This window comes from Rhizobium sp. SL42 (genome assembly GCF_021729845.1).
In the GTDB taxonomy this organism is placed as follows: domain Bacteria; phylum Pseudomonadota; class Alphaproteobacteria; order Rhizobiales; family Rhizobiaceae; genus Allorhizobium.
Window position 1 is genome coordinate 3537324 of record NZ_CP063397.1, and the last position, 24384, is coordinate 3561707.

Consider the following 24384-nt stretch of genomic DNA (forward strand, 5'->3'; position numbering starts at 1 on the left):
TACAAAAGGCGCTAGAATTTAGGCATGCCGGCACGCCAACGCATCATCCCCGTCCGCCGCGAATACAATCGTTGGGTGGCCAACCAGACGCTTGAAGACTATGCGCTTCGCTTTACCGCCAAGAGCGCGCGGCAATTCTCCTCCAGCCGGATTTCCCAGACGGCGATCGGGGCCATTTCCTTCCTCGCACTGGAGGCCATCGGCGGCACGATCACGCTCGCCTATGGCACCACCAACGCCTTTTTTGCCATTGTCGTCGCCGCGATCCTGATGCTGCTCGTCGGCGTGCCGATCAGCCGTTATGCGATCCGCCACGGCGTCGACATCGACCTGCTCACCCGCGGCGCAGGCTTCGGCTATATCGGCTCGACCATCACCTCGCTGATCTATGCCAGCTTCACCTTCATGCTCTTCGCCATCGAGGCATCGATCATGACCGGCGCGCTGCAGCTCGCCTTTGGCGTACCGCTCTGGCTCGGCTACATCATATCCGCCGTCGTTGTCCTGCCCCTTGTCACCTATGGCATCCGGCTGATCTCGAAATTCCAGCTGATCACCCAGCCGATCTGGATCGTGCTCAACATCCTGCCCTTCATCTTCATCGCCTTCCTAGACTGGGAAAAGATCGACCTCTGGCGCGCCTTCGCCGGCATCAATCACTCCAATGCCGGCATGGGCCAGACAGCCCCTTTCGATCTGGTCGAATTCGGCGCGGCCTCCGCCGTCATCCTGGCCCTGATGCCGCAGATCGGCGAACAGGTCGACTTCCTCCGCTTCCTGCCGCCGGAAGGTGCGCGCAAGCTGCACCACAGGATCGCGATCTTCCTCGCCGGCTCCGGCTGGGTGGTGCTCGGCGTGCCCAAGCTGCTCGCCGGCTCCTTCCTTGCCGTTCTGACGCTTGCAACCGGCGTGCCGGTCGGCGAGGCCGCCGATCCCTCGCAGATGTATCTCGCCGCCTTCGGCTACATGATCCCCAACGAGACCGCCGCCATGCTGCTGATGGCCGGTTTCGTGGTCATCTCGCAGCTGAAGATCAACGTGATGAACGCCTATGCCGGCTCGCTGGCCTGGTCAAACTTCTTCTCCCGCCTGACCCACAGCCATCCCGGTCGCGTCGTCTGGCTGGTGTTCAACGTGGCCATCGCCCTCCTGCTGATGGAACTCGGCATCTACGAACTGCTCGAAGAAACGCTCGGCATCTTCTCGATCATCGCCATGAGCTGGCTCTGCACCATCTCGGCCGATCTCTTCGTCAACAAACGGCTTGGCCTATCGCCGCCGGGCATCGAGTTCAAGCGCGCCCATCTCTACGACATCAACCCTGTCGGCTGCGGCACGATGTTCATGTCGGCGACCATCGCGCTCGCTGCCCATTTCGGCGCGTTCGGCTCGTTGCTCGCTTCGCTCTCGACCTTCGTCACCCTGATCGCCTTCCTCATCTCGCCGCTGATCGCCTGGTGGAGCGATGGAAAATTCTACCTGGCCCGCAAACCGCGCCAGAGCTGGAAGAACCTGACCGGCATCACCTGCTCGATCTGCGAGCATCCGTTCGAGCCGGAGGACATGGCCTGGTGCCCGGCCTACGCGGCGCCGATCTGTTCGCTCTGCTGCACGCTCGACAGCCGCTGCCACGACATGTGCAAGCCTCACGCGAGGATCAACGCCCAGGCCGCAGCCGTTGCCCGCACCTTCCTGCCCGAGGTCCTGCTCCAGCGTTTTTCAACCCGGCTTGGCCGCTATGCCTTGACCGCGGTCCTGTCGATCTCGCTGATCGGTGCGATCCTCGCGCTGATCGCCCACCAGGTGAATGTCGCCACCCCGGAAATGGCAACCGTCGTCGATCGCACCGTGCTGGTCGTCTTCTTCATCTTTGCCATCCTCGCCGGCATCGTCTCCTGGTTCTACGTGCTTGCCCATGACAGCCGCGTCGTCGCCGAAGAGGAATCCTCGCGACAGAACACGCTGCTGCTGAAGGAAATCGCCGCCCACCGCAAGACGGATGCGGCATTACAGAACGCCAAGGAGACGGCAGAGGCCGCCAACCGGGCCAAGAGCCGCTATGTCGTCGGCCTCAGCCACGAATTGCGCACGCCCCTCAACGCCGTGCTCGGTTATGCCCAGATCCTCGAGCGTGACGAGACCATTCCCGTGCCGCGCCAGTCGGCGATCAAGGTCATCCGCCGCTCCGCCGATCACCTCTCCGGCCTGATCGACGGCCTTCTGGATATCTCCAAGATCGAGGCCGGTCGGCTGCAGGTCTTCTCCAACGAGGTGAACATCCAGGATTTCCTCGACCAGCTGATCGACATGTTCGCCCCCCAGGCCGCCGCCAAGGGCCTCGTCTTCGAACACCAGCGCTCGCACAACCTGCCGCTCTATGTGCGCACCGACGAAAAACGGATCCGCCAGATCCTCGTCAACCTGCTGTCCAACGCCATCAAATTCACCGACGAGGGCGTCGTCCGTTTCGAGGTCACCTATCGCAGCCAGGTGGCGACCTTCACCGTCACCGATACCGGCCGCGGCATTGCCGAGAAAGATCTCAACCGGATCTACGAGCCCTTCCAGCGCGGCGAGGCCGACAACATCCGGCCGCAACCGGGCCTCGGTCTCGGCCTCACCATCACCAAGCTTCTGACCAATACGCTCGGCGGCGAGATTGCCGTTGCCAGCGAGCGCGACAAGGGCTCGATCTTCAAGGTCCGGTTGATGCTGTCGGCCATCGACCGGCCGAACACGGCCCCTGCCCCGGAACGCAAGATCGCCTCCTACACCGGTCCGCGTCGCACGATTGTCGTGGTTGATGACAACGAGGATCACCGCGAACTGATGCGCGAGGTCCTGGCACCGCTCGACTTCGTCGTGCTGACCGCAGCCGGTGGCGCCGAATGCCTAACCCTGATTGAAGGCGTGCGGCCGGACCTCTTTCTGGTCGACATTTCCATGCCCGGCATGAACGGCTGGCAATTGGTCGAAAAATTGCGTGATGCCGGTCAGAAAGCGCCTATCCTGATGCTCTCGGCCAATATTGGCGATGCGCCTGCGGCCGGTGGCGAAGGCCATGACGATGCGATCGCCAAACCCGTCGACATCAAGCGCCTGCGCGACAAGCTTGCCATGTTCCTTGGCCTCGACTGGATCTATGCCGACGATCCGCGCCTGCATCAGCCGGCGACGCCGGCGATCAAACCGGCCTCACCCGGGCATACGCATCTGGACGAGTTGATCCAGCTCTGCGAAATCGGCTATGTGCGCGGGATAGAGGCAAAGCTCACCGAACTGTCCGGCGCGCCCACCCATGCCGCCTTTGTCGAAGGTGCCCGCGCCTATCTGCAGGTTTTCGACCTGGCCGGCCTGCGCGGCTATCTGACTTCGTTTGCAACCGGCAAGGAGCCGATCCATGGTTGAAGCCAGCAGGCGCGACATCGTTCTGCTCGTCGATGACAGCCCCGACGCGCTCGGCTTCCTGACCGAGGCGCTGGAGGCATCCGGCTTTTCCGTTCTGATCGCCACCTCCGGCCATGCCGCACTCTCGATAGTCAACCGCATCAGCCCGGACCTTATCCTGCTGGACGCCGTCATGCCCGGCATGGACGGTTTCGAGACCTGCCGCAGCCTGAAGGCCGATCCGGTGGTTGCCCAGGTGCCGGTGATCTTCATGACCGGCCTTACCGAGACAGAGCATGTGGTCAATGCACTGGAAAGCGGTGGCGTCGACTACCTGACCAAACCGATCAACATCGATGAACTGCGTGCTCGCATCAGGGTACACTTGTCCAACGCCCGTTCCGCCCAGAGCGCCCGGGTGGCGCTGGATGCAGCAGGTCGCCATCTGCTCGCCGTGCGCGGTGATGGCCAGGTGCACTGGACGACGCCACAGGCGAGCCGGCTGATCGAGAGCGCCACCGGGACCGCCGATGGCATCAACGAAGTGGCAAGCGCCACGGCCACCTGGCTTTCCCATCGCCGCGCCAGTGGCGGAACGACAAGCGAAGGAACCTTCCCCTTCGCCAGCGCCTCGGGCGTTTCCCTGCAGCTGTCATTTCTCGGCACGATCGGCGCAGACGAATATCTTTTCCGCATCACCTCGGCCAACCGGCAGAGCGAGGACGAGCTTCTGCGCCAGCGCTTTGGTCTCACACACCGCGAAAGCGAAGTGCTTCTGTGGATCGCCAAGGGCAAGGCGAACCGCGACATCGGAGAAATCCTCGGCCTCTCGTCGCGCACGGTGAACAAGCACCTTGAACAGATCTATTCCAAGCTCGGCGTCGAAAACCGCGCCTCCGCCGCCGTGCGCGCAGCCCAGGTCCTGCACGAAGGCTGACCTCTCCCCCCACCACCCGGCAGCTTCCCTGCCTTGGCACCACCGCCTTCGAAACTCCGCCCCAAAACACAAAAAACCCGGCGCGAAGCCGGGTTTTCCGTTTTCCGATCAAAGATCGAATTATTGCGGAACGTAGGTGAAGTTGCCGTCGGCGCCCTTCTTCCATTCGTACATGATGTAGCCCGGGATCTTCGGGTCACCCTTTTCGTCGAAGGACATGTCGCCGAGTGCGGTCGGGAACGGACCCTTTTCCTTCATTGCGGCAGCGACGGCTTCAGCGTCGTTCGAACCGGCAGCCTTGGCGGCGGCAGCGATCGTCTGCAGGGCAGCGTAGGAATAGAGCGTGTAAGCTTCCGGGTTGAAGCCGGCAGCCTTGAACTTTTCGACCAGTTCCTTGTTGGCCGGGTTCAGCGTCGGGTCAGGACCGAAGGTGTTGAGCGTGCCTTCGACAGCGTCGCCGGCGATCGAGGCCAGTTCGTTCGAAACGATACCGTCGCCCGATACGAGCGTTGCCTTGAGACCCTGGTCAGCAGCCTGACGGATGATCAGACCAGCTTCGGTGTGCAGACCGCCCCAGTAGATGATCGAGACGCCGGCTTCCTTCATCTTTGCGATGAGGGCCGAGAAGTCCTTGTCACCGGTGGTGACGCCTTCGTACATGACTTCCGTCAGGCCGGCAGCGTTCATCGCCTTCTTGGTTTCGTCAGCAAGGCCCTGGCCGTACGGGGTCTTGTCGTGAACGACAGCGATCTTGGCGTCCTTGAACTTCTCAGCGAGATAGGCGCCGGCAACGGCACCCTGCTGGTCGTCACGGCCGCAGGTGCGGAAGGTGTTCCACAGGCCGCGCTCGGTGAAGACCGGGTTCGTAGCAGCCGGGGTGATTTCGAGGATGCCGTTTTCGGCATAGACTTCGGACGCCGGGATCGAAACGCCGGAGTTGAAGTGACCAACCACGAACTTCACGCCGTCAGCAACAAACTTGTTGGCGACCGAGATGCCCTGCTTCGGGTCGGAAACGTCGTCGCCGAGAACGATCTTGATCTGCTCGCCGTTGATGCCGCCTGCAGCGTTGATGTCTGCAGCAGCCTGTTCAGCACCCTTCTGGAGCTGTGCGCCGAACGCAGCGTTCGGGCCCGTCAGCGGGCCGCCGACGCCGACGAGGATATCCGCCCAAGCGTTGCCGCTGAAGGCGACCATCGCCGACAGAGCGACTGCCGAGAGAAGAGACTTCTTCATATTGTAACTCCCAAGTTTTTATGCGGGTTTGGTTATAAAACCCTGCGCAACACCCGCTGACACTGCGCCGGAAAACTGTTCCACTCTTTATTAGGGGCCATCGCCTCTGCCGCCAATCTGGGACAGAAAACAACAGCTTGTCAATCTTTGTTCTTCCACGAAAAGTAGGAAGTTCTGTCGTAGAGCCAGTAGTAGTTATCGACCATCTGGGTCGTCCTGCGCGACTGGAATCCAGCCACCGCAAAAACCAGCAGAAGCACCACGTCGATGACGTAGTAGAAGGGACTGATGAACGGGCCAGCAAACAGCGAGAAGTGCAGGAAGCGCATCACCAAGCCAAGTCCAAGGACATAGATGAACACCCTTGCATAGCCTTCCCAGCCCTCTGCCACGGCCTTGCCTGTCCGCCAGGCGGTCCAGAAGCCGATCAGCAGAACGAGGAAGCGCAACACTGTGCGTACACCGCTATCCGTCTCGAAAAACAATCCTTGCATGTCAGTTCCTCCGCGCGCTCAGTGATGGCCGCCTTCGAGATAAGCCGCCCGGACCTGCGGGTCCGCCAACAGCTCTTTCCCGCTACCGCTCATCGTCACCTTGCCATTGACCATGACATAGGCACGGTCGGACAGCTTCAGTGCGGCAAATGCATTTTGCTCGACGAGGAAGACGGTCAGACCCTCTTCCTTGTTGAGCTTCTTGATCGCCTCGAAGATCCCCTTGACGATCAGAGGCGCAAGACCGAGCGAAGGTTCGTCGAGAAGCAGCAGCTTCGGACGCGACATCAGCGCGCGCCCGATGGACAGCATCTGCTGCTCGCCGCCCGAGAGCGTGCCGCCACGCTGGCTCTGGCGTTCTTTCAGGCGTGGGAACATCGTGAAGATCTTCTCCACGTCCTCGCTGAAATATTTCAGGTTGTCGAGGCCAGCTCCCATCTGGAGGTTTTCCATCACCGTCATGCGCGGAAAGATCCGACGACCTTCCGGCGACTGGGCGATGCGACGGCGGGCGATCATATGCGTCGGCAGCTTGGTGATATCCTCGCCGTCGAAGATGATCTGGCCGGCACGCGCCTGCGGGCTTCCGCAGATCGTCATCATCAGCGTCGACTTGCCGGCACCATTGGCACCGATCAGTGAGACGATCTCGCCCTGCTTGACTTCGACATCGACACCGCCGAGAGCGCGGATGTTGCCATAATAGGTTTCGACACCCTGGACCTTGAGAAGTGCTTCGGAGGACATCAGTTCTTCTCCCCCGTCACTTCTTCGGCGACAGCTTCCACTTCGGAAATTGCGTCTTCCAATTCTTCATCCTCGACACCCAGATAGGCGGCGATCACCTTCGGGTCGTTCTTCACATGATCCGGCGTACCGTCGGAAATCTTCTTGCCATATTCCAGAACGACGACATGGTCGGAAATCTCCATGACGACGGACATGTCGTGCTCGATCAGGAGCAGCGACGTGCCCTCGGCACTGATGCTGCGCAACAGGGCGTTGAGCGTCAGCGATTCCTTCGGGTTGAGGCCCGCTGCCGGTTCGTCGAGGCAAAGAAGCTCGGGCTCGGTGCACATGGCACGGCAGATTTCCAGACGGCGTTGGGCGCCGTATGGCAAGTCGCCGGCCGGGTCATCGGCACGATCGACCAGATCGGCCTTTTCCAGCCAGTAGCGCGCCTTTTCGATGGCTGCATCCGCGGCCCTCTTGTAGGCCGGCAGGCCGAGCAGACCGAGAACCGTGTAGCCAGAAGCCTTCATCAGCGCGTTGTGCTGGGCGACCAGCAGGTTTTCCAGAACCGTCAGGCCCGAAAACAGGCGGATGTTCTGGAAGGTACGCGCGACCTTGGCTTTCTTCGGAATCTCGAAATCCGGAAGGCGCTCGAGCAGATACTGGCTGCCGTCCTTCTGGTTGAGCGTGAGCATCCCCATCGTCGGCTTGTAGAAACCGGTGATGCAGTTGAACACGGTGGTCTTGCCCGCACCGTTTGGTCCGATCAGCGCGGTGATCTCACCGCGCTTGGCTTCGAAGGAGAAGTCATTGATGGCCATCAGGCCGCCAAAGCGCATCGACAGATGCTCGACTTTCAGGATGGTGTCTTTGTTCATCGTTTCAGTTCCGGAAGTCATCAGCCGTGACCTTCCTTGGTAAAGCTGCCCGAGACGGCCTTGCGCTCCTTGAGGAAGGCTGTCGGTTCTCTGCTGCCGACAAAGCCGCGTGGCTTGAACAGCATCACCACGACCATCGCCAGGCCGAACAGAAGCATGCGGTAGAGTTCCGGCGTGAAGTCGTCCCCGAAGACATGCTTGAGGAACTCCATTTCACGCAGCGCTTCCGTGCCGCCGATCATCACGATCGCAGCGATTGCGATACCGGTCAGCGAACCCATGCCGCCGAGAACGACGATGGCCAGGATAACAGCCGATTCTAGGAAAACGAAGCTTTCCGGCGAGACGAAGCCCTGGCGCGCGGCAAAGAACGAGCCGGCAAAGCCGCCGAACATTGCACCGATCGAAAACGCAGTCAGCTTGGTCGTCACCGTGTTGATACCGAGCGAGCGGCAGGCGATTTCGTCTTCACGAAGCGCTTCCCAGGCGCGGCCGATCGGCATGCGACGCAGCTTGATCGTCACGTAGGCAGTGATGCCGCACAGAAGCAGGATCACGTAGAACAGGTAGATCTTGTAGTAGGCGGACGACATCGACAGCCCGAAAGTCTTGGCAAATCCGCCGGCCGATGCATCGAACGGCATGCCGAACAGCGTTGCCTTCGGAATGCTGGAAATGCCGAACGTACCCTTGGTGACATCTGTCCAGTTGATCAGAACGAGGCGGATGATTTCACCGAATGCCAGCGTCACGATCGCCAGATAGTCGCCTCGAAGCCTCAAGACCGGGAAGCCCAGGATGATGCCCCAGAATGCCGCCAGAACGCCCGACAGTGGCAGCAGGACCCAGAAGGACAGGCCAAAATGTTGCGACAGCAGCGCGTAGGTATAGGCACCAACTGCATAGAAGGCGACATAGCCAAGGTCGAGAAGACCGGCGAGGCCGACGACGATGTTCAGGCCCCAGGCCAGCATGACGTAGATCAGGATCTGGATGCCGAAGTTGTCGACATATTTCAGCGAGCCCTGGACACCGGTCAATGCAACGATCACCGGCGGATACAGGATCAGCGCCAGCAATGCGATCTTGACGAAGTGCGTCTTGAAGAACGACGCCTGCGTGTCGAGATCAGCAACGGGTGCGGCAGCCTTGCTCGCCTTGCGGGCAGCATTCCACGGCTGCACGAACGCCACCATCGCGAACCGGCCGACGGCGGCGATGATGACGAAGATCGCCAGCAGGCCGAAGCGCGGATACCAGATCAGCTGGTTGGAAATGTTCTGGTCGGTCTTGATGCCGATGAACAGGCTGAACAGGCCGAGCGACAGAAGGCCGGCGAGCAGGCCCTCCTTCAACGCGCGCGCCATCGTGCCGGACGAAGCGGCACCAGTTTCATTTACAGAAGTTGTCATGGGATCAAACCTTCTCGACTTCCGGCCGGCCGAGGATGCCGGTGGGCTTGAAGATCAGCACGAATGCCAGGAGACCGAACGTGGCGACATCCTTGTAGGCGATGCTGAAGTAAGCCGACCAGAGCGACTCGATGAGGCCGATCAGCAGGCCGCCGAGAACAGCGCCCGGCAGGGAGCCGATACCGCCGAGAACAGCCGCCGTGAAAGCCTTCACGCCCGGAACGAAGCCATCGTTGAACGAGGCAACACCATAATACATCAGGTACATCGTGCCAGCGACCGCGGCCAGAGCTGCACCCATGACGAAGGTGATGGAAATCGTCTTGTCGACATCCACGCCGAGCAGCGCCGCCATCTTGCGGTCCTGTTCGGTGGCGCGCTGGGCGCGGCCAAGCGGCGTCTTGTTGACGATATACCAGAAGGCGAAGAGCAGCACGCTGGTGATCATCACGATGATCGCCTGCTTCAGCGAAACAGTGACCGCGCCGATATGCAGCACATCGGTGATCAACGGCGGGATCGGCTTGTTGCGCGGACCCTGTGCGACCTGGATGAAGTTCGAAAGGGCGATCGACATGCCGATCGCGGTGATCAGCGGCGCCAGGCGGAACGAACCGCGCAGCGGACGATAGGCAACCCGCTCGATCGTCCAGTTCCACAAGCTCGTCATCAGCATCGCGATGATCAGCATGATCAGCAGCGCGAGTGCGACGGGAATACCGGCGAAGAAGGTTGTCAGGATGAGGAAGACGATGAGAGCGGCGAAGCCGCCGAGCATGAAGATATCACCGTGGGCGAAGTTGATCATGCCGATGATACCGTAGACCATCGTATAGCCGATAGCCACAAGGCCATAGATGGATCCAAGAGTCAGCCCGTTGATGAGCTGCTGGATAAAGTACTCCATATATTATCCCCCGGACGCGCCTTGGTGGTGCGTCTCATTTTTGTTGATCCCTTGCGGGTTCTAGGTGTCGGGAGATTCCATATCGCTTTGTCCGAAAATGTGAAGCCAAAAAGGCGAAAAGGCGGCAAAATGTTACCGCCATCCGGCCGTTTGGCGCGGATAAAACCAGCGAACTGAAAAAAACGGCAGAAAAAGCCCATGAAATCAGCAGGCCGCCCGAGAGCGACCTGCTTTGCCTGTGCATTCACTAATGCAAGCCCATCTTTGTGGAAAAAGGTTCAGCTTCTCATTCGCGACCCATTTGCGTCAAAAAGCGGCAGGGCCTGCAGGTGCGCAGGGAGAACCTCCCCCAGGATTTCGATTCCCCAGCCTTCGACCTCGTCGGCAATGTCCTTCGGCACATAACCGATCGCAACCGAGACGCCGCTGGCATGCGCATAGCCGCCGGACGTGACCCAGCCCCGCACCTCGCCGTTGAACGAGATCGGCTCGTCCCCGATCACATCGGCGTCCTTGGCATCGACGATGAACGTGCGCATGCGCAGCGTACCGCCGGACAGCTTTTCTTCGATCGCCGCCGTCTTGCCGATGAAATTTGCCTCCTTTTTCAGGGCAATGAAACGGCCAAGTCCGGCCTCCATCGGCCCGTAGAGCGGGCGATACTCGCGCGACCAGCTGCCGAAGCTCTTCTCCAGCCGGAGCGCATTCAGCGCCCGCAGGCCGAACAGCGATATGCCGAATTCGGCACCGGCATCCATCAGCAGATCGAAGATATAGCGCTGATATTCCGGCCGCATCCAGATTTCATAGCCGAGGTCACCGGTATAGCTGACCCGTCCGACGATGGCCGGTGCCATGCCGAGATCCATTTCACGAATGTCCATGAAGGCAAAGGCTTCGTCCGAGATGTCCAGATGCGTCAGCTTGGCCAGCACGTCGCGTGCCTTCGGCCCCGCGATCGACAGGCCGAGCAGGCCGAGATTGAGCGGATTGAGCTCGACCGAGCCATCGTCTGGCAGATGTTGCTCGAACCAGCGCATGTGATAGTCCTCGGCAATCCCGGAACCGATCACCAGGAATTCCTCGTCATCGAGATTGGCAACGGTGAAATCGCCGATCAGCTTGCCGGCCTCGTTGAGCATCGGCGCCAGCGTCATGCGACCGACCTGCGGGATCCTGGAGGCCAGCATATGGTCGAGCCATTCGCGCGCGCCGTCCCCACTAACGGTGTACTTGGCAAAGCCCGAGGTCTCCATCAGGCCGACGCTGTCGCGCACCGCCCTCGCCTCGCGCCCAACCGCCTCGAAATCGGTCGAGCGGCGCCATGAAAACTTGTCCTCGACACCTTCCGGCGCAAACCACAGCGGCGTTTCCAGTCCGTAGGAGGCGCCGAACACGGCACCGGCCGCCTTCAGCTTGTCGTAGATCGGCGAGGTCAGCAGCGGGCGCGCGCCCGGCAGTTCCTCGTTCGGATAGCGGATCGAGAAACGGCGGGAATAGTTCTCGCGCACCTTGGCATTGGTATAGCCGAGTGTCGCATAGTCGCCGTAGCGGCAGACATCCATAGCGAAGACGTCAAAGCCCGGATCGCCCTCGATGATCCAGTTGGCCAGCGCCAGGCCAACACCGCCGCCTTGGCTGAAGCCCGCCATGACCGCGCAGGCCGACCAGAAATTCGTCATGCCCCGCACGGGACCGACGAGTGGATTGCCATCCGGCGAGAAGGTGAAGGGACCGTTGATGATCTTCTTGATCCCGGCACTGTTGAAGGCCGGGAAATGGCGGAAGCCGATCTCCAGTTCTGATGTGATGCGCTCAAGGTCTTCGGCCAGCAGTTCGTGGCCGAAATCCCACGGCGTCTCGATCGGCGACCATGGGCGGCAATCCTTTTCATAGGTGCCCATCAGCATGCCGTTGCGCTCCTGGCGGATATAGATCTCGCCGTCGAAGTCGACGCAGTGCATCAGTTCCTTGCCAGTCGTCTTGTTGAAGTCGATGACCTCGGGCATGTCCTCGGTGATCAGATACATGTGCTCCATTGCGAGCACCGGCAGCTCCAGCCCGACCATGCGGCCGACTTCGCGCGCCCAGAGACCGGCGGCATTGACGACATGCTCTGCCCGGATTTCGCCCTTGTCGGTGATCACCCGCCAGGTGCCGTCTTCCAGCTGCACCAGATCCTCGACCTTGGTGTGCAGATAGATCTCGGCACCATTCTTCTTCGCCGACTTGGCATAGGCATGCGTGGTGCCATAGGGGTCAAGATGGCCTTCATGCGGATCAAAGACGGCGCCGACAAACTGCTTGGGATCAAGCAGCGGCATCATTTCATGGGCTTCCTCGGCCGAAATCAATGTCGCCTCGCCACCCGCGTACTTGCCCTTGGCGAGCAGCGACTTCATCCAGTCGAACCGCTCCTTGGTGGCCGCCAACATCAGGCCCGACGTCATGTGCAGGCCGATGTCCTGGCCGGAATAGTGCTCGATCTCCTTGTAGAGCTCCACCGTATATTTCTGCAGCTTGGCGACGTTGGGATCGCCGTTGATGGTGTGAATGCCGCCGGCCGCATGCCAGGTCGAACCGGAGGTCAGCTCCGAGCGCTCCAGAAGCACGACATCGGTCCAGCCGAACTTGGTCAGGTGGTAGAGGACAGAACACCCGACGACACCCCCGCCGATAACGACGACCCGTGCATGGCTTTTCATCGAAAAATCTCCGGTTTCAGACGCGCGGGCGAATGGCCCGTCTTGCGCGCTGGATATGGCAACAGAGCCTCAGCCTAATAAGAAACCGGAACGGCAAAAAGTCCGTTCTGCGAAGCGATATGTCGCTTCGGTCACAATTTTTGGCCCATCCGCGCCACAACCATCCAACACCAAAAGGCCCCCGAATGACCGATCACGCAGTCGTTCGAGGCCTTCAATCCGGGACGATGAAACAAATGCTCAGAGGCTCGTGTCGAAACCCGACGTCAGGGCGAATTCGCGGCCCATTTCCACAACTTCGTCAAAGACAAAGCCGGCAAAAGATCGCATGACCACGATCTCGAACGTATCGTCTCCAGTTCTGGCAAGATTGGCCGCGACATGGCAGAACTGCACATTGGCCGACTGACCCACCTCGAAGACATCGGCATGCAAATCCAACGCCACGCATTTCGCCAGGATGGAGCGAACCCGCGGACCTGTGATCCGCAACACCACGCGGCCATCGCTCTGTTCGACAAACGACACCCGGGCTGAGCCAAGATCGCTCAGCTGCCGGGCAAGAGCATCGCCGCTCACCTGTTCGCTGACCAGCAGCCATTCGTTCGGCCCGGCAAACCGCACCGAGACATCTTCTAAATTGCTCAGCGCTTCGTCGATATCGGCTTGATGGCCCTCATGCACCAGCACGGACAAAACCGTCGGCGCCCTGACTATCGACAGATGGTGCGGATTGGGGTTCGCCTCGAAACCGGCGATATGATCCTCGAGCACGTGCCGGCTGGCATAGGACATGGGCATGGCGCTGCTCCTTACAGGTGAAGTTTCTTGTTGTCGGGATCGTAGAAGACCGGATTACACACCTCTGCCATCGTTTCGCTGCCACGCAAGGCATCCCAGACCACGACCTTCTCGCCGATGCGTTCACGGCCGGATTTGAGCAGCGCGAGGCCAATGTAGGAGTTCAGCGACGGCGAATAGCAGACCGAGGTCACATAGCCCTGGTCATGCGGCATCGATGGTCTCGCACCTTCCTTCAGCAGATGTGCACCCGCCTTGATTTCCTTGTCGCGCTCGAGCGGTTTCAGGCCCACCAATTGCGGACGATCGGCAGCCGTCAGGCCAAAGCGGCTCGACAGCCGCTTGCCGATGAAATCCGGCTTCTGGGTCGAGAACATCCGGCCCATCCCCAGGTCGTCCGGCGTTGTGGCGCCGTTGATCTCGCTATGGGTAATGTGGCCCTTTTCGATCCGCAGCACGTTGAGCGCCTCGACGCCGTAGGCGCAGATACCATGCGGTTTGCCGGCCGCCATGATCGCATCCGCGACCGCCTCACCGCAATTGGCGGGCACGGCCAGTTCGAAGGCGAGTTCACCGGAGAAGGAAATCCGGAACAGCCGCGCCTTGAGGCCGCCCTTGAGCAGCACTTCGCGCGCCGACAGGAAGGGGAAGGCCTCGTTGGAAATGTCGTGATCGACGATTTGCTCGAGGATGATGCGCGCCTTCGGGCCGGCAATCGCCATCTGTGCCCATTCGTCCGAGGTGGAGACGAACCGCACGTCGAGATCCGGCCACAGCGCCTGGGCGCAGAATTCCATATGCGTCATCACCTCGCCGGCATAGGCGGTGGTGGTCGTCACGAAGAAATGCTCGTCCGACAGCCGGCTCGTCGTGCCGTCGTCGTAGATCATGCCGTCCTCGCGCAGCATCAGGCCGTAACGTGCCTTGCCGACCGGCAGCTTGAGGAAGGCGTTGGAATAGAGCCGATTGAGAAATTCCGCCGCATCCTTGCCAAACACCTCGATCTTGCCGAGTGTCGAGACATCGCAAAGGCCGGCATTGGCGCGAATGTTCAGCACCTCGCGGTCGACCGCCTCGCGCCAGGTCTTTTCACCGTCACGCGGGAACCAGGATGAGCGATACCACAGGCCGGATTCGACGAAGACGGCGCCCTGCCGCTTCGCCCAGCCATGCAACGGCGAGGTACGCACCGGCCGCGAATGCTCGGCACGGCTCGTGCCGGCCATCGCGCCGAAGGAAACCGGCGTGTAGAACGGCCGGAAGTTCGTCGTACCGATCTCGGCCGGCGAAACGCCGCGCATCCCGGCCATGATGCCGATCGTGTTGACATTGCCGAGCTTGCCCTGGTCGGTCGCCATGCCGCCGGTCGTATAGCGCTTCGTATGTTCGACATGGCCCATCGCCTCGCGCTGGGCAAGGCTCAGGTCCTTCACATGCACGTCGTTCTGGAAGTCGACGAAGGCCTTGCCCTTGGCGCCCGGCACATACCACAGCGGCGCAAATTCCGCGTCGAATTCGCCCTCGACCTCCGGCACGTCGACCATGCCGACCAGCCGACCGAGATCGCCGATCGCGTCATGGGCCTTTTCCGCGCCGTCGCGCAGGCAGGCTTTGAGCGAAGAGACGCCCGCGGCAGCCCCTGCGAGACGAAGTCCACCGCCGACATCCGGTGCAAGAAATGCCTGATGCACGTCGGACCAGACCGGCTTTTCCCCACGCTGGCAGGCGATATGCACGATCGGGCTGAAGCCGCCGCTCATCGCCAGGGCATCGCAGGATATCTCTTCCTGATGACCGGAGCGCTCGACAATCAGGCCGGAAATGCGGTGGCGTCCCTTGGTATCAACCACGGCACCGCCGCGAATGACCCGGACACCGGCCGGCGCTTCGTCGGCAGATTGCGAGCGACCATCAACGATTGCCGCGATGCTGACGCCGGCGGCGACGAGATCCGCTGCGGTTCGATAGCCGGCACCGCCATTGGTGAAGATTGCCACCTCTCGGCCCGCCGCCACCCCGTAACGGTGAAGATAGGTGCGAACTGCACCGGAGGTCATCACCCCTGGTCTGTCATTGCCGCCAAACACCAACGGACGTTCCTCGGCACCGGATGCCAGGATCGCGCGCTTGGCCACGATACGCCAGACCCGCTCGACCGGCAGGTCTGACGACGGCAGCGCCACATGTTTCTGCACCTTTTCAACGGCACCGAAGACATTGTCGTCATACCAGCCGAACACGGTTGTGCGCGCCATCAGCGTCACATTTGACAGGCCCTTGAGCTCATCGACGACACTTTGCGCGAAGTCGGCAGCCGCCATGCCTCCGACCGAAACACGCTCGCTGAGCAGCGAACCGCCGAAGCGGAAGCTTTCGTCGGCCAGGATGACGCGCATGCCGGCTCGTGCCGCAGCCCTTGCTGCCATCAGCCCTGTCGGGCCTGCACCGATCACCAGCAGGTCGCAATGCGCCCAGGCTTTTTCGTAGCGATCGGGATCGACTTCGAACGGTGTCTTGCCGAGACCTGCCGCACGACGGATGATCGGTTCATAGACCTTTTCCCAGAACGGCTTCGGCCACATGAACGTCTTGTAGTAGAAGCCGGCACTGAGGAACGGCGAAAGCAGGCTGTTGACCGCGCCGACATCGTATTTCAGCGACGGCCAGCAATTCTGGCTCTTCGCTTCCATGCCCTGATAGAGTTCGGCAACAGTCGCCCGCGTATTCGGCTCGGCGCGACCGCCGGCGCCGATTGTCACCAAGGCGTTCGGTTCAGACGATCCGGCCGTCACAATGCCGCGCGGGCGGTGATACTTGAACGATCGGCCGACCAGCATTTGATCGTTGGCAATCAGGGCCGAGGCGAGGGTATCGCCCTCGAAACCCTTCAACGTCTGGCCATCGAAGGTGAAGGACAGGCTGCGGCCACGATTGACCAGGCCGCCGGAAGACAGACGCGAACCGGTCATCGGGCAGCTCCCCTGGCATGGACGCTGGCATCCGTCACGCTATAGACCTCGTGGCTTGCAGCATTGTCACGCTCGACAACCAGCCAGCGACGACATCCGGCTGCGTGATGCCAGTGTTCGATAATCCGGCCTTTCGGATTGTCACGGACGAACACATAGGCATACCAACTATCGTCGGAGGCAGCGGCCACCGGCCGCACCGGGCTGGCATCGCCCCGGATCGAGAACTCTTCTTTCGGACGGATGCCGCAATGCGGGCAAGTGATGAGGCTGGCCATGATCGTATCTCAGTGCAAATTCGGTTGCGGGCCCTTGCCGCCTTCATCCACGGCGAAACCGCGCTTGAAGCGGTCGAGCCGGAGCAGACGGGCAACGGGATGGGCTTCGTTCTTGGCGATCAGGTGGGCGAAGCAGAAGCCCGAGGCCGGCGTCGCCTTGAAGCCGCCGTAACACCAGCCGCAGTTCAGGTAGAGATTGTCGATCGGCGTCTTGTCGATGATCGGAGAACCGTCCATCGACATGTCCATGACGCCGCCCCAGGCACGCAGGACCCTCACGCGCGAAAGCCCCGGAATAAGCGAAACGCCTTCCTCGATCGTATGCTCGACCGTCGCCAGGTTGCCGCGCTGGGCATAGGAGGAATAATAATCGATGTCGGCACCGAAGACCAAGCCGCCCTTGTCCGACTGCGAGATGTAGAAATGGCCGGCGCCATAGGTGATGACATTGTCGATCACCGGCTTGATGCCTTCCGAGACAAAGGCCTGCAGCACATGCGTTTCGATCGGCAGTTCCAGCCCGGCCATTTTGCCGGTCACCGATGTATGGCCGGCCGTCGCCAGCGCCAGCTTGTTGCAGCCGATGAAGCCGCGGCTCGTTTCGACGCCGACGACATTGCCCGCCTCGTCGCGACGGATGCCATTGACTTCGCAGTTCTGGATCAGGTCGACACCGCGACTGTCGGCAGCACGTCCATAACCCCAGGCAACAGCGTCATGACGGGCCGTGCCGCCGCGCCTTTGCAGGAGGCCGCCCAGGATTGGAAAGCGGCCGTGGTCAAAATTGAGATAGGGCATCATCTTGCGCACCTGCTCGCGATCAAGCAGTTCGGCGGCCACCCCGTGCATCATCATCGCATTGCCGCGCCGCGCATAGGCGTCGCGCTGGCCATCGCTGTGGAACAGATTGACGATACCGCGCTGGGAAATCATGGCATTGTAGTTGAGGTCCTGCTCCAGTCCCTCCCACAGCTTCATCGAGAATTCATAGAAAGGCTCGTTGCCTTCAAGCAGGTAGTTCGAGCGGATGATCGTGGTGTTGCGCCCGACATTGCCCGAGCCGAGATAGCTCTTTTCCAGGACCGCGACATTGGTGATGCCAAATTCCTTGGCGAGGTAATAAGCCGTCGCCAGCCCGTGACCGCCGCCGCCGACGATGATCACGTCATAATGCGGTTTGGGATCGGGCTCACGCCACATCGGCGCCCAGTTGCGATTGCCCGACAGTGCCTGTCGAAAGATTGAAAGGGCCGAATAACGCATCAACCATCCTCTGAAAATATCGCCGCACATTCGCATAGGCGTCACAAAGAGCAAGCGCAATCAGGACGAAAATTGTTTTGTTTGAGACGTGCGGCGCTTTGTTCCACTGCGGTGCAGCATAGACACGCGCAACGATGCCGCAATGTCCGGGCAATCTCCTGCGCATATGGTGAAAGATCACTTTACACAGGCCGTGCGAACGTGAAATCACGGATGGATCATGGAGGATGCGGACGAGTGGCCGACGACGCAGCGATCGCGCGAATTTTCGAGCAGGCAGCCCTTGGCGCCGGCCGGATCATTCTCGATATTTATCGGGCCGGCCCCGACATCCGCCTCAAGAGTGACAGCACACCGGTAACCCAGGCTGATGAAGCGGCCGAGAGCCTGATCCTGGCCGACCTGATCGCCCATCTGCCACATCTACCGGTCGTCGCTGAAGAAGCCGTGGCTGCGGGCGATGTGCCCGCAACCGAAGGCCAGCGCTTCCTGCTGGTCGATCCGCTTGACGGCACCCGCGAATTCATTGCCGGCCATGACGACTTTACCGTCAACATCGCCCTCATCGAAAACGGCATACCGACCATCGGCATGGTCTATGCACCGGCCCTGGGCATTGCCTATCTCGGGTTCGGGAACAAGGCGGAAAAGCTCCTGATCGATGAGCAGTTCCAGGTGACGGCCCGGACCACGATCCGCGGACGCCCCACGCATCCCAAGGCCTGCGCGCTGGTCAGCCGCTCGCACAACAGCGAGGCGACCGAGGCCTATATCCGCGACAACGGCATTCCCGAGCGCCGTACCGTCGGCTCGTCGCTGAAATTCTGTCTCCTGGCCGAGGGCGAGGCCGATCTCTACCCACGCTTCGGCCGGACGATGGAATGGGACACGGCAGCGGGCGACGCCGTGCTAAGGGCAGCCGGCGGCATCACGATGACGACCGATCACCAGCCGCTCACCTATGGCAAGCGCAACCGAATCCACGAGACAGATTTCGCCAATCCCGACTTCATTGCCTGGGCAAGCCCGCCGCAGCGGGGATGATTTTTCCAAATAACCCCATGATTTCAACAAAATCAGGGTGATTTCATCCCCCTCGGCAAAATCGCGCGCACACTTCTCCTTTTCACCGCCGCTCCGTCATCACCCCGGATGCAGGCACAATAAAACGGAGACGCCGATGTCCGACACCACCAGCAATCTCGACCTGCCCTTCATCCTTCCTGCCCAGGCGCAGAAACACGTTACGCATAACGAAGCCCTGCAACGGCTGGACGCACTGGTGCAACTGGTCATCCAAAGCGAGGCATCGGAACCTCCGCCGGCCCCGTCAGAGGGTGATGTCCATTGGTTGCTCGCCCCGGCCGGTGGCGTCTGGAGCGGCCGCGAGGGTCACCTGGCGCTCTATCAGGACGCCGCATGGCTGTTCATCGCCCCTCGCCTCGGCTGGCGCGGCTATATCGCCAGCGAACAGCGCCCGGCAGTCTTCGATGGCGCGGAATGGATCGCCCTTCCGCTGCCGTCGACGGCAAATTTCGACCGCCTCGGCATCGCCGCCACCCCGGACGGCTCCAATCGACTGGCGATCTCCTCACCCGCGAGCCTATTCAATCACGCCGGCGCCAGCCACCGGCTGACCGTCAACAAGCAATCTGAAGACGATACTGCAAGCCTGCTCTTCCAGTCCAACTGGCAGGGCCGCGCCGAAATGGGTCTGGCGGGCGAAGATCGCTTCTCGATCAAGGTGAACAGCGATGTGACCGGCTGGCGCCAGGCAATTGGAATTTCCCCGGAAGGTTATGTGCGCCTCGATCAGCGACCGCTGGCGCGCGCGGCCCTGGCGGCTGCAACACTGACGCCAGCGAGCGGCACGGCGACCGGTTTCGACCTGCTGCATCTGTCGGGAGGCGGCGTCACGCTCGGCCTGCCCCTCGCATCCGGCTTCGGCAAGCCGCTACTGGTTCCGGCTACGGGGTTCTACCTGCTGGCGCTGACGGTCACGGCCAACAGCAGCGGCAGCCACTCGGTCGCACTGCGGCGCAATGGAGGTGAGGATCTCGCCCACCACACCGGTGGTGCCGGAACCTCGACGGTTGTCACGCTCGCATGGCTGGACAGCGGTGATGCGATCACCCTTCTTCACAACAGCACGACAGAATACGTATTCGGCTACGGCAGGACCGAGCTCAATCTGATGCTGCTATAAGGACAAGGGATGCGCACGCATAAAAAAGACGCCGCGTGCCTGCGGCGTCTTGAGTAAAAATCGTACGACGTGGGGCGCCTTCAGAGCAACCGGAACCGACAGGCACGTGCAACGGCCTGCATGCGGTTGACTGCCTCAAGCTTGCGCATGGCACTCTTCAGGTAGCTCACCACGGTGTGGGTTGAGATGTCGAGAATGATGGCAATCTCGTCGCTGCTCTTGCCCGCGGCCGACCAACGCAGGCATTCGATCTCTCGGGCCGACAGTTTTTCCCGCGGGCCATAGCGCGGCACGAGTTCGTCTGCGCCGAGGTCCAGCATCTCCATTGCCGCAAACTGCATCTTCGCCAGCTCGGCGCGATCGGGCGGCACCAGCCGTCCGGAAAACACCAGAACATATTGCGCCAGATGCCGGTCATGCAGGTTGAAGGCAAGGCTGCCAGCCAGTCCATGCTGGTCAAAAAGCGCAAGCAGCTTTGACCTTTGCTCGTTGGGAGCCTGGCCGACGAACAGGTTCTCGGCAGAGAAGACGGGCATGATGGTCTGCTTGAGGCGCGCCACCAGCAGACTTCCGGCAAACACCTCGGCCGCCTCATAAGCCTCACGCACCGCCTGCGGCCAGTTCGTCACCACAAGATTGGCGGCAAATTCCGGCCGGTCTCCCTTGGGAAAACTCGCCAGCAGGCAGTGACGGAAGCCATGCTCGCGCGCCAGTTCCAGCAACTTGCCGGCCCACTGTCCGGATACGAATGCATCCAAGGGGAATACATCTTCGTCAGTCTCGTGACGACGAGTCAAATCAGTCGGCCTGAACATAAAGCTCCTTTCGACAGGGCATGCACCCGGTCGGGAATTGAAAGCATGTGAACTAGAATGCATCCCATGCAGGGACTTGTATCCACTGGGCCTGTTGCCGATCTTGCGGCGACTGAAAAACGACCATCAACCGGGCAGTTTTGCCGCCCGGCTTTGTCAATTCCAGAGGAACCAGAGATTTCTCGGCGGTAATGCCATGAATGGTTGCGCCCGAGTAGAGGGGCAATTGCATAACTCCTATGCAATTGCCGCAACTTTACGCAAAGTGAGGGAGAATCAGCGAATCCGGCCCGTTGCGGTCGGCAAAAATTATTATCAAATGCTTACAACGTGCTTAGGCAAATTTTAAAGCCTCGGCTCTAGGATGCGGGTGTGTGGTCTTGAGTATGTATAGAGAGTCCAATGACCGAAATGATCCGCCCCCGAGTGAAATATGTCATCGGTCCCGATGGCAGCCCGCTGACGATTGCCGATCTGCCCCCGGCCAATACACGCCGTTGGGTGATCCGTCGTAAGGCCGAGGTTGTCGCCGCTGTTCGCGGTGGCCTGTTGAGCCTGGAAGAAGCCTGCGAACGTTACACTCTGACAGTCGAGGAATTCCTCTCCTGGCAGTCCTCCATTTCCGACCATGGCCTCCCGGGCCTGCGGACAACCAGAATTCAGCAATATCGCCATTAAGCTATTGGGTGCCGCACCTCAGCGGCGCAAAATCGTTTCAAGACAGACCCCATTGGAAAACCGGCACGGCTCACCCTGCCGGTTTTACCCTTTTTGCGGCATGGCTTCTGACATTGTCTCGCCGGCCGGCAAACGATGGAGGATGGCAGCAAGCACGACCGACCCGGCATAGAACCACAGTCCTGGCTGGGAAAAAGCCTGCACAAGCCCCGCCGTCTTGGCGGCAAAGATCACTAGCGCCACCAGAAGTACATCCATCATCGACCAGCGCGACAGGACAGGAACGAGCGTTGCGATCCATCCGCCCTGCCGACGCTCGGCCGCATTCAGGTGTTCGGCTGCGAGCCCCAGCAGCTTGACCGTCGGAAATACCACGGAGACAAGACCGACGATGACCGACAGCAGGCCATCTCCGCCGTGCCACAGCGAACCGATGATCGACAGCAGCGACGGCTCTTCGGAAAGAACATAGAAACTTTCAAACCGCATCAGCGGCAGGCAGACCCCAAGCGCCAGAAATGCCGGCGCAAGGATCAGCAGCAAGGCCTTCAGCCAGATCAAAAACAAAACCTCCGCCAGGTGTGAACGCTGCGTGTGCCAGACCGGGAATTGTCCCTTGGCACAAGCCGATGGTATTGAGGAACCTTGAACGGGGCAATGGAGGCATTGATGAACATAACGTTTGAGCAGACCGGTTCGGGCGGACGCTATCTCGGCAAGGCGGACGGCGTCGCCGACCCCGCGATCATGACATTTTCGCGCGCCTCACCGACCTTGATCATCGTCGATCACACGGAGGTCCCCGATGCGATGCGCGGCACCGGTGCCGGTCAGGCTCTTGCACTTTATGCTGTGGAGGAGGCGCGCAAGGGCGGCTGGAAAATCATTCCGCTCTGCCCCTTTTTCCATGCCCAGATGGATCGCCATCCCGAATGGCGTGATGTGCTCAACGGATAAGCCGCCGGCCCTGCCCCGATCGCCTCATGCGCTTGGGGGCTTCAGGCTCAAGTCAATGAGCAAAGGTGGCGGACGCAGTGGAAACTGCGACCGCCTATTTGAACAAAGCAGACACGATGTTCAGGCTCTAACCCGCATCTGGCTGTCCCGCTCTTCAAGAGCCGAAGCCTTAGCATATTCCGCCTCGGCTTCTTCCAACGCCAAATCCGCCGCTTCCTGCTGGACCTTCAGTTCCCGGATAGAGACCTGAAGATTGTCCGCGCGCTGGCGAGCCGCTTTGGCAAAGGTGGGATAGGCAAAATGGTTAGGGTCGGTAATGCCGGACTTTTTCTCCTCGATGCCGATCTGAGCCTCAAGCTCTTTCGCCATCCTTTCGAACTCCGCCATCATAGACTGCAACTGCTGCAATTGCCGACGCTTTTCGGTAACCTGAAAACCTTTCAGGCGTACCAGGCTCTCACGCGACTTCATACGCAATACTCCCGTGATGCGAGACCCCCCGCCACACTTGCTTACTCAACACACCCGCATGCAAACGATTCGTCCAAAAAAAGTCCGCGACGTTAACAAAAAGCTACCGCTGGTAACCTTTCGTTTACGGGCATCGTTAATGATAAGCCCGATCACTTAAGGGTCAGTAAATGCCAGGGCCTCAAAACGGCTGATGACAATGATGAGTCAAATGAATCGGTTACGGGAATTTCCTGTTGCTCTGATTCAAGTGTGGCGATGACCGAAACACATGAAAAATCAGGAGACTGCTTTCTTTGCTTAATAAATTCGTTACACCTTGCCAGAGGGAATCAGAATTTGTTAACCATTTGGTGGCAGCCTTCAAATCAGGCAACGACTGGATCCGTATCGCGTAGGGGGCCAACTCGACCTTTCGGCGGCGGTAAAGGGGATAAATATGCGGGTTCTACTCATTGAAGACGACAGCGCTACGGCTCAGAGCATCGAATTGATGCTGAAGTCCGAGAGCTTCAACGTCTATACCACTGACCTGGGCGAAGAAGGCGTCGACCTGGGCAAACTCTACGACTACGACATCATTCTGCTCGACCTCAATCTCCCCGACATGTCCGGCTACGAAGTGCTTCGCACTCTGCGCCTGTCGAAGGTTAAGACACCTATCCTGATCCTGTCCGGTATGGCAGGCATCGAAGACAAGGTGCGCGGTCTCGGCTTTGGCGCTGACGATTACATGACGAAGCCGTTCCACAAGGACGAACTCGTTGCCCGTATTCATGCCATTGTCCGCCGCTCGAAGGGCCATGCCCAGTCGATCATCATCACCGGTGAACTGATCGTCAACCTCGACGCCAAGACCGTTGAAGTTGGTGGCCAGCGCGTTCACCTGACCGGCAAAGAATACCAGATGCTCGAACTGCTCTCGCTGCGCAAGGGCACGACTCTGACCAAGGAAATGTTCCTGAACCACCTTTATGGCGGCATGGACGAGCCGGAACTGAAGATCATCGACGTCTTCATCTGCAAGCTGCGCAAGAAGCTCGCCAATGCGGCCGGCGGTGCCAACTATATCGAAACGGTCTGGGGCCGCGGCTACGTGCTGCGCGAGCCGGACGGTGCCGAATACTCAGAAACGGCCTGATTTCGATCAAGGTCCAGACACAAGGCCCGCGTTCAACGACGCGGGCCTTTTTTTGTGTCCTGAAACAGGTCGATGTTGGGGCGTACGAGAACAGGCGCTGGCGAATTCATCCATGCA

21 protein-coding genes are annotated in these 24384 nt (G+C 60.4%); 7 read left to right on the forward strand and 14 right to left on the reverse strand.

Translation table 11 applies throughout. From position 1 onward, the window contains the following. Positions 1 to 24: 24 nt before the first annotated feature. Both IM739_RS16715 and IM739_RS16720 read left to right on the forward strand, forming a co-directional pair. Entirely contained in the window at positions 25 to 3408 is a 3384-nt protein-coding gene (locus tag IM739_RS16715) for a hybrid sensor histidine kinase/response regulator (RefSeq protein WP_237368813.1), read from the forward strand. Further along, positions 3401 to 4324, forward strand: coding sequence for a response regulator transcription factor (locus tag IM739_RS16720; protein ID WP_159950714.1), 924 nt, complete (start codon positions 3401 to 3403; stop codon positions 4322 to 4324). Before IM739_RS16715 ends, IM739_RS16720 begins: the two co-directional genes overlap by 8 nt. A gap of 120 nt (positions 4325 to 4444) precedes the next feature. Here IM739_RS16720 and IM739_RS16725 read toward each other — a convergent pair whose 3' ends face one another. From IM739_RS16725 to IM739_RS16775, 11 genes are all read right to left on the reverse strand, one after another. Beyond that, a complete protein-coding gene (locus IM739_RS16725; protein WP_007606404.1) occupies positions 4445 to 5560 on the reverse strand; it encodes a branched-chain amino acid ABC transporter substrate-binding protein in 1116 nt (371 codons plus the stop codon). A gap of 140 nt (positions 5561 to 5700) precedes the next feature. Further along, positions 5701 to 6054 (reverse strand): DUF6867 family protein, encoded by a 354-nt coding sequence (locus IM739_RS16730; protein ID WP_237368814.1) that lies wholly within the window; start codon positions 6052 to 6054, stop codon positions 5701 to 5703. 18 nt (positions 6055 to 6072) lie between these two features. Next, the gene (locus IM739_RS16735) at positions 6073 to 6801 is read right to left on the reverse strand and encodes an ABC transporter ATP-binding protein (protein ID WP_237368815.1); all 729 of its coding nucleotides are present in this window, start codon (positions 6799 to 6801) and stop codon (positions 6073 to 6075) included. Further along, positions 6801 to 7685 (reverse strand): ABC transporter ATP-binding protein, encoded by an 885-nt coding sequence (locus IM739_RS16740; RefSeq protein WP_237368816.1) that lies wholly within the window; start codon positions 7683 to 7685, stop codon positions 6801 to 6803. The genes IM739_RS16735 and IM739_RS16740 overlap by 1 nt, the downstream gene beginning before the upstream one ends. Then, complete coding sequence (gene livM, locus IM739_RS16745) at positions 7685 to 9076, reverse strand: high-affinity branched-chain amino acid ABC transporter permease LivM (RefSeq protein WP_237368817.1); 1392 nt, start codon at positions 9074 to 9076, stop codon at positions 7685 to 7687. Before livM ends, IM739_RS16740 begins: the two co-directional genes overlap by 1 nt. Positions 9077 to 9080: 4 nt before the next feature. Beyond that, positions 9081 to 9983, reverse strand: a complete 903-nt coding sequence (locus IM739_RS16750; RefSeq protein WP_237368818.1) for a branched-chain amino acid ABC transporter permease — start codon at positions 9981 to 9983, stop codon at positions 9081 to 9083. 278 nt (positions 9984 to 10261) lie between these two features. Beyond that, the gene (locus IM739_RS16755; protein ID WP_237368819.1) at positions 10262 to 12688 is read right to left on the reverse strand and encodes a GcvT family protein; all 2427 of its coding nucleotides are present in this window, start codon (positions 12686 to 12688) and stop codon (positions 10262 to 10264) included. A gap of 240 nt (positions 12689 to 12928) precedes the next feature. Then, positions 12929 to 13489, reverse strand: coding sequence for a sarcosine oxidase subunit gamma (locus IM739_RS16760; protein WP_237368820.1), 561 nt, complete (start codon positions 13487 to 13489; stop codon positions 12929 to 12931). Between the two features lie 11 nt (positions 13490 to 13500). Then, entirely contained in the window at positions 13501 to 16458 is a 2958-nt protein-coding gene (locus IM739_RS16765) for a sarcosine oxidase subunit alpha family protein (RefSeq protein WP_237368821.1), read from the reverse strand. Further along, a complete protein-coding gene (locus tag IM739_RS16770) occupies positions 16455 to 16736 on the reverse strand; it encodes a sarcosine oxidase subunit delta (protein ID WP_237368822.1) in 282 nt (93 codons plus the stop codon). Before IM739_RS16770 ends, IM739_RS16765 begins: the two co-directional genes overlap by 4 nt. Before the next feature lie 9 nt (positions 16737 to 16745). Beyond that, positions 16746 to 17999: a sarcosine oxidase subunit beta family protein gene (locus IM739_RS16775; protein WP_237368823.1), complete on the reverse strand. Its 1254-nt coding sequence runs from the start codon at positions 17997 to 17999 to the stop codon at positions 16746 to 16748. A 237-nt stretch (positions 18000 to 18236) separates the two neighbouring features. Between IM739_RS16775 and cysQ the strand changes: the two genes are divergently transcribed. Together cysQ and IM739_RS16785 are read left to right on the forward strand one after the other, a co-directional pair. Further along, a complete protein-coding gene (gene cysQ / locus IM739_RS16780; protein ID WP_237368824.1) occupies positions 18237 to 19043 on the forward strand; it encodes a 3'(2'),5'-bisphosphate nucleotidase CysQ in 807 nt (268 codons plus the stop codon). A 136-nt stretch (positions 19044 to 19179) separates the two neighbouring features. Further along, a complete protein-coding gene (locus IM739_RS16785; protein ID WP_237368825.1) occupies positions 19180 to 20205 on the forward strand; it encodes a DUF2793 domain-containing protein in 1026 nt (341 codons plus the stop codon). A gap of 80 nt (positions 20206 to 20285) precedes the next feature. On the opposite strand, the gene IM739_RS16790 is transcribed toward IM739_RS16785, so the two are convergent. Beyond that, positions 20286 to 20963, reverse strand: coding sequence for a helix-turn-helix transcriptional regulator (locus tag IM739_RS16790; RefSeq protein ID WP_237368826.1), 678 nt, complete (start codon positions 20961 to 20963; stop codon positions 20286 to 20288). Positions 20964 to 21422: 459 nt separating this feature from the next. On the opposite strand from IM739_RS16790, the gene sciP reads away from it, so the two are divergent. Further along, entirely contained in the window at positions 21423 to 21698 is a 276-nt protein-coding gene (gene sciP, locus IM739_RS16795; RefSeq protein WP_007606379.1) for a CtrA inhibitor SciP, read from the forward strand. A gap of 84 nt (positions 21699 to 21782) precedes the next feature. Here the strand turns inward: sciP and IM739_RS16800 are convergent, their stop codons facing one another. Further along, positions 21783 to 22259 (reverse strand): paraquat-inducible protein A, encoded by a 477-nt coding sequence (locus IM739_RS16800; RefSeq protein WP_237368827.1) that lies wholly within the window; start codon positions 22257 to 22259, stop codon positions 21783 to 21785. A 108-nt stretch (positions 22260 to 22367) separates the two neighbouring features. Here IM739_RS16800 and IM739_RS16805 point away from each other — a divergent pair, with 108 nt between their 5' ends. Next, positions 22368 to 22655 (forward strand): GNAT family N-acetyltransferase, encoded by a 288-nt coding sequence (locus tag IM739_RS16805; RefSeq protein WP_237368828.1) that lies wholly within the window; start codon positions 22368 to 22370, stop codon positions 22653 to 22655. 120 nt (positions 22656 to 22775) lie between these two features. Here the strand turns inward: IM739_RS16805 and IM739_RS16810 are convergent, their stop codons facing one another. Then, positions 22776 to 23126 (reverse strand): hypothetical protein, encoded by a 351-nt coding sequence (locus tag IM739_RS16810; RefSeq protein WP_007606373.1) that lies wholly within the window; start codon positions 23124 to 23126, stop codon positions 22776 to 22778. A 439-nt stretch (positions 23127 to 23565) separates the two neighbouring features. Here IM739_RS16810 and ctrA point away from each other — a divergent pair, with 439 nt between their 5' ends. After that, positions 23566 to 24267 carry a response regulator transcription factor CtrA gene (gene ctrA, locus IM739_RS16815; protein ID WP_007606371.1) on the forward strand — a complete coding sequence of 234 codons (702 nt, stop codon included), beginning with the start codon at positions 23566 to 23568 and terminating at the stop codon, positions 24265 to 24267. Positions 24268 to 24384: the final 117 nt, after the last annotated feature.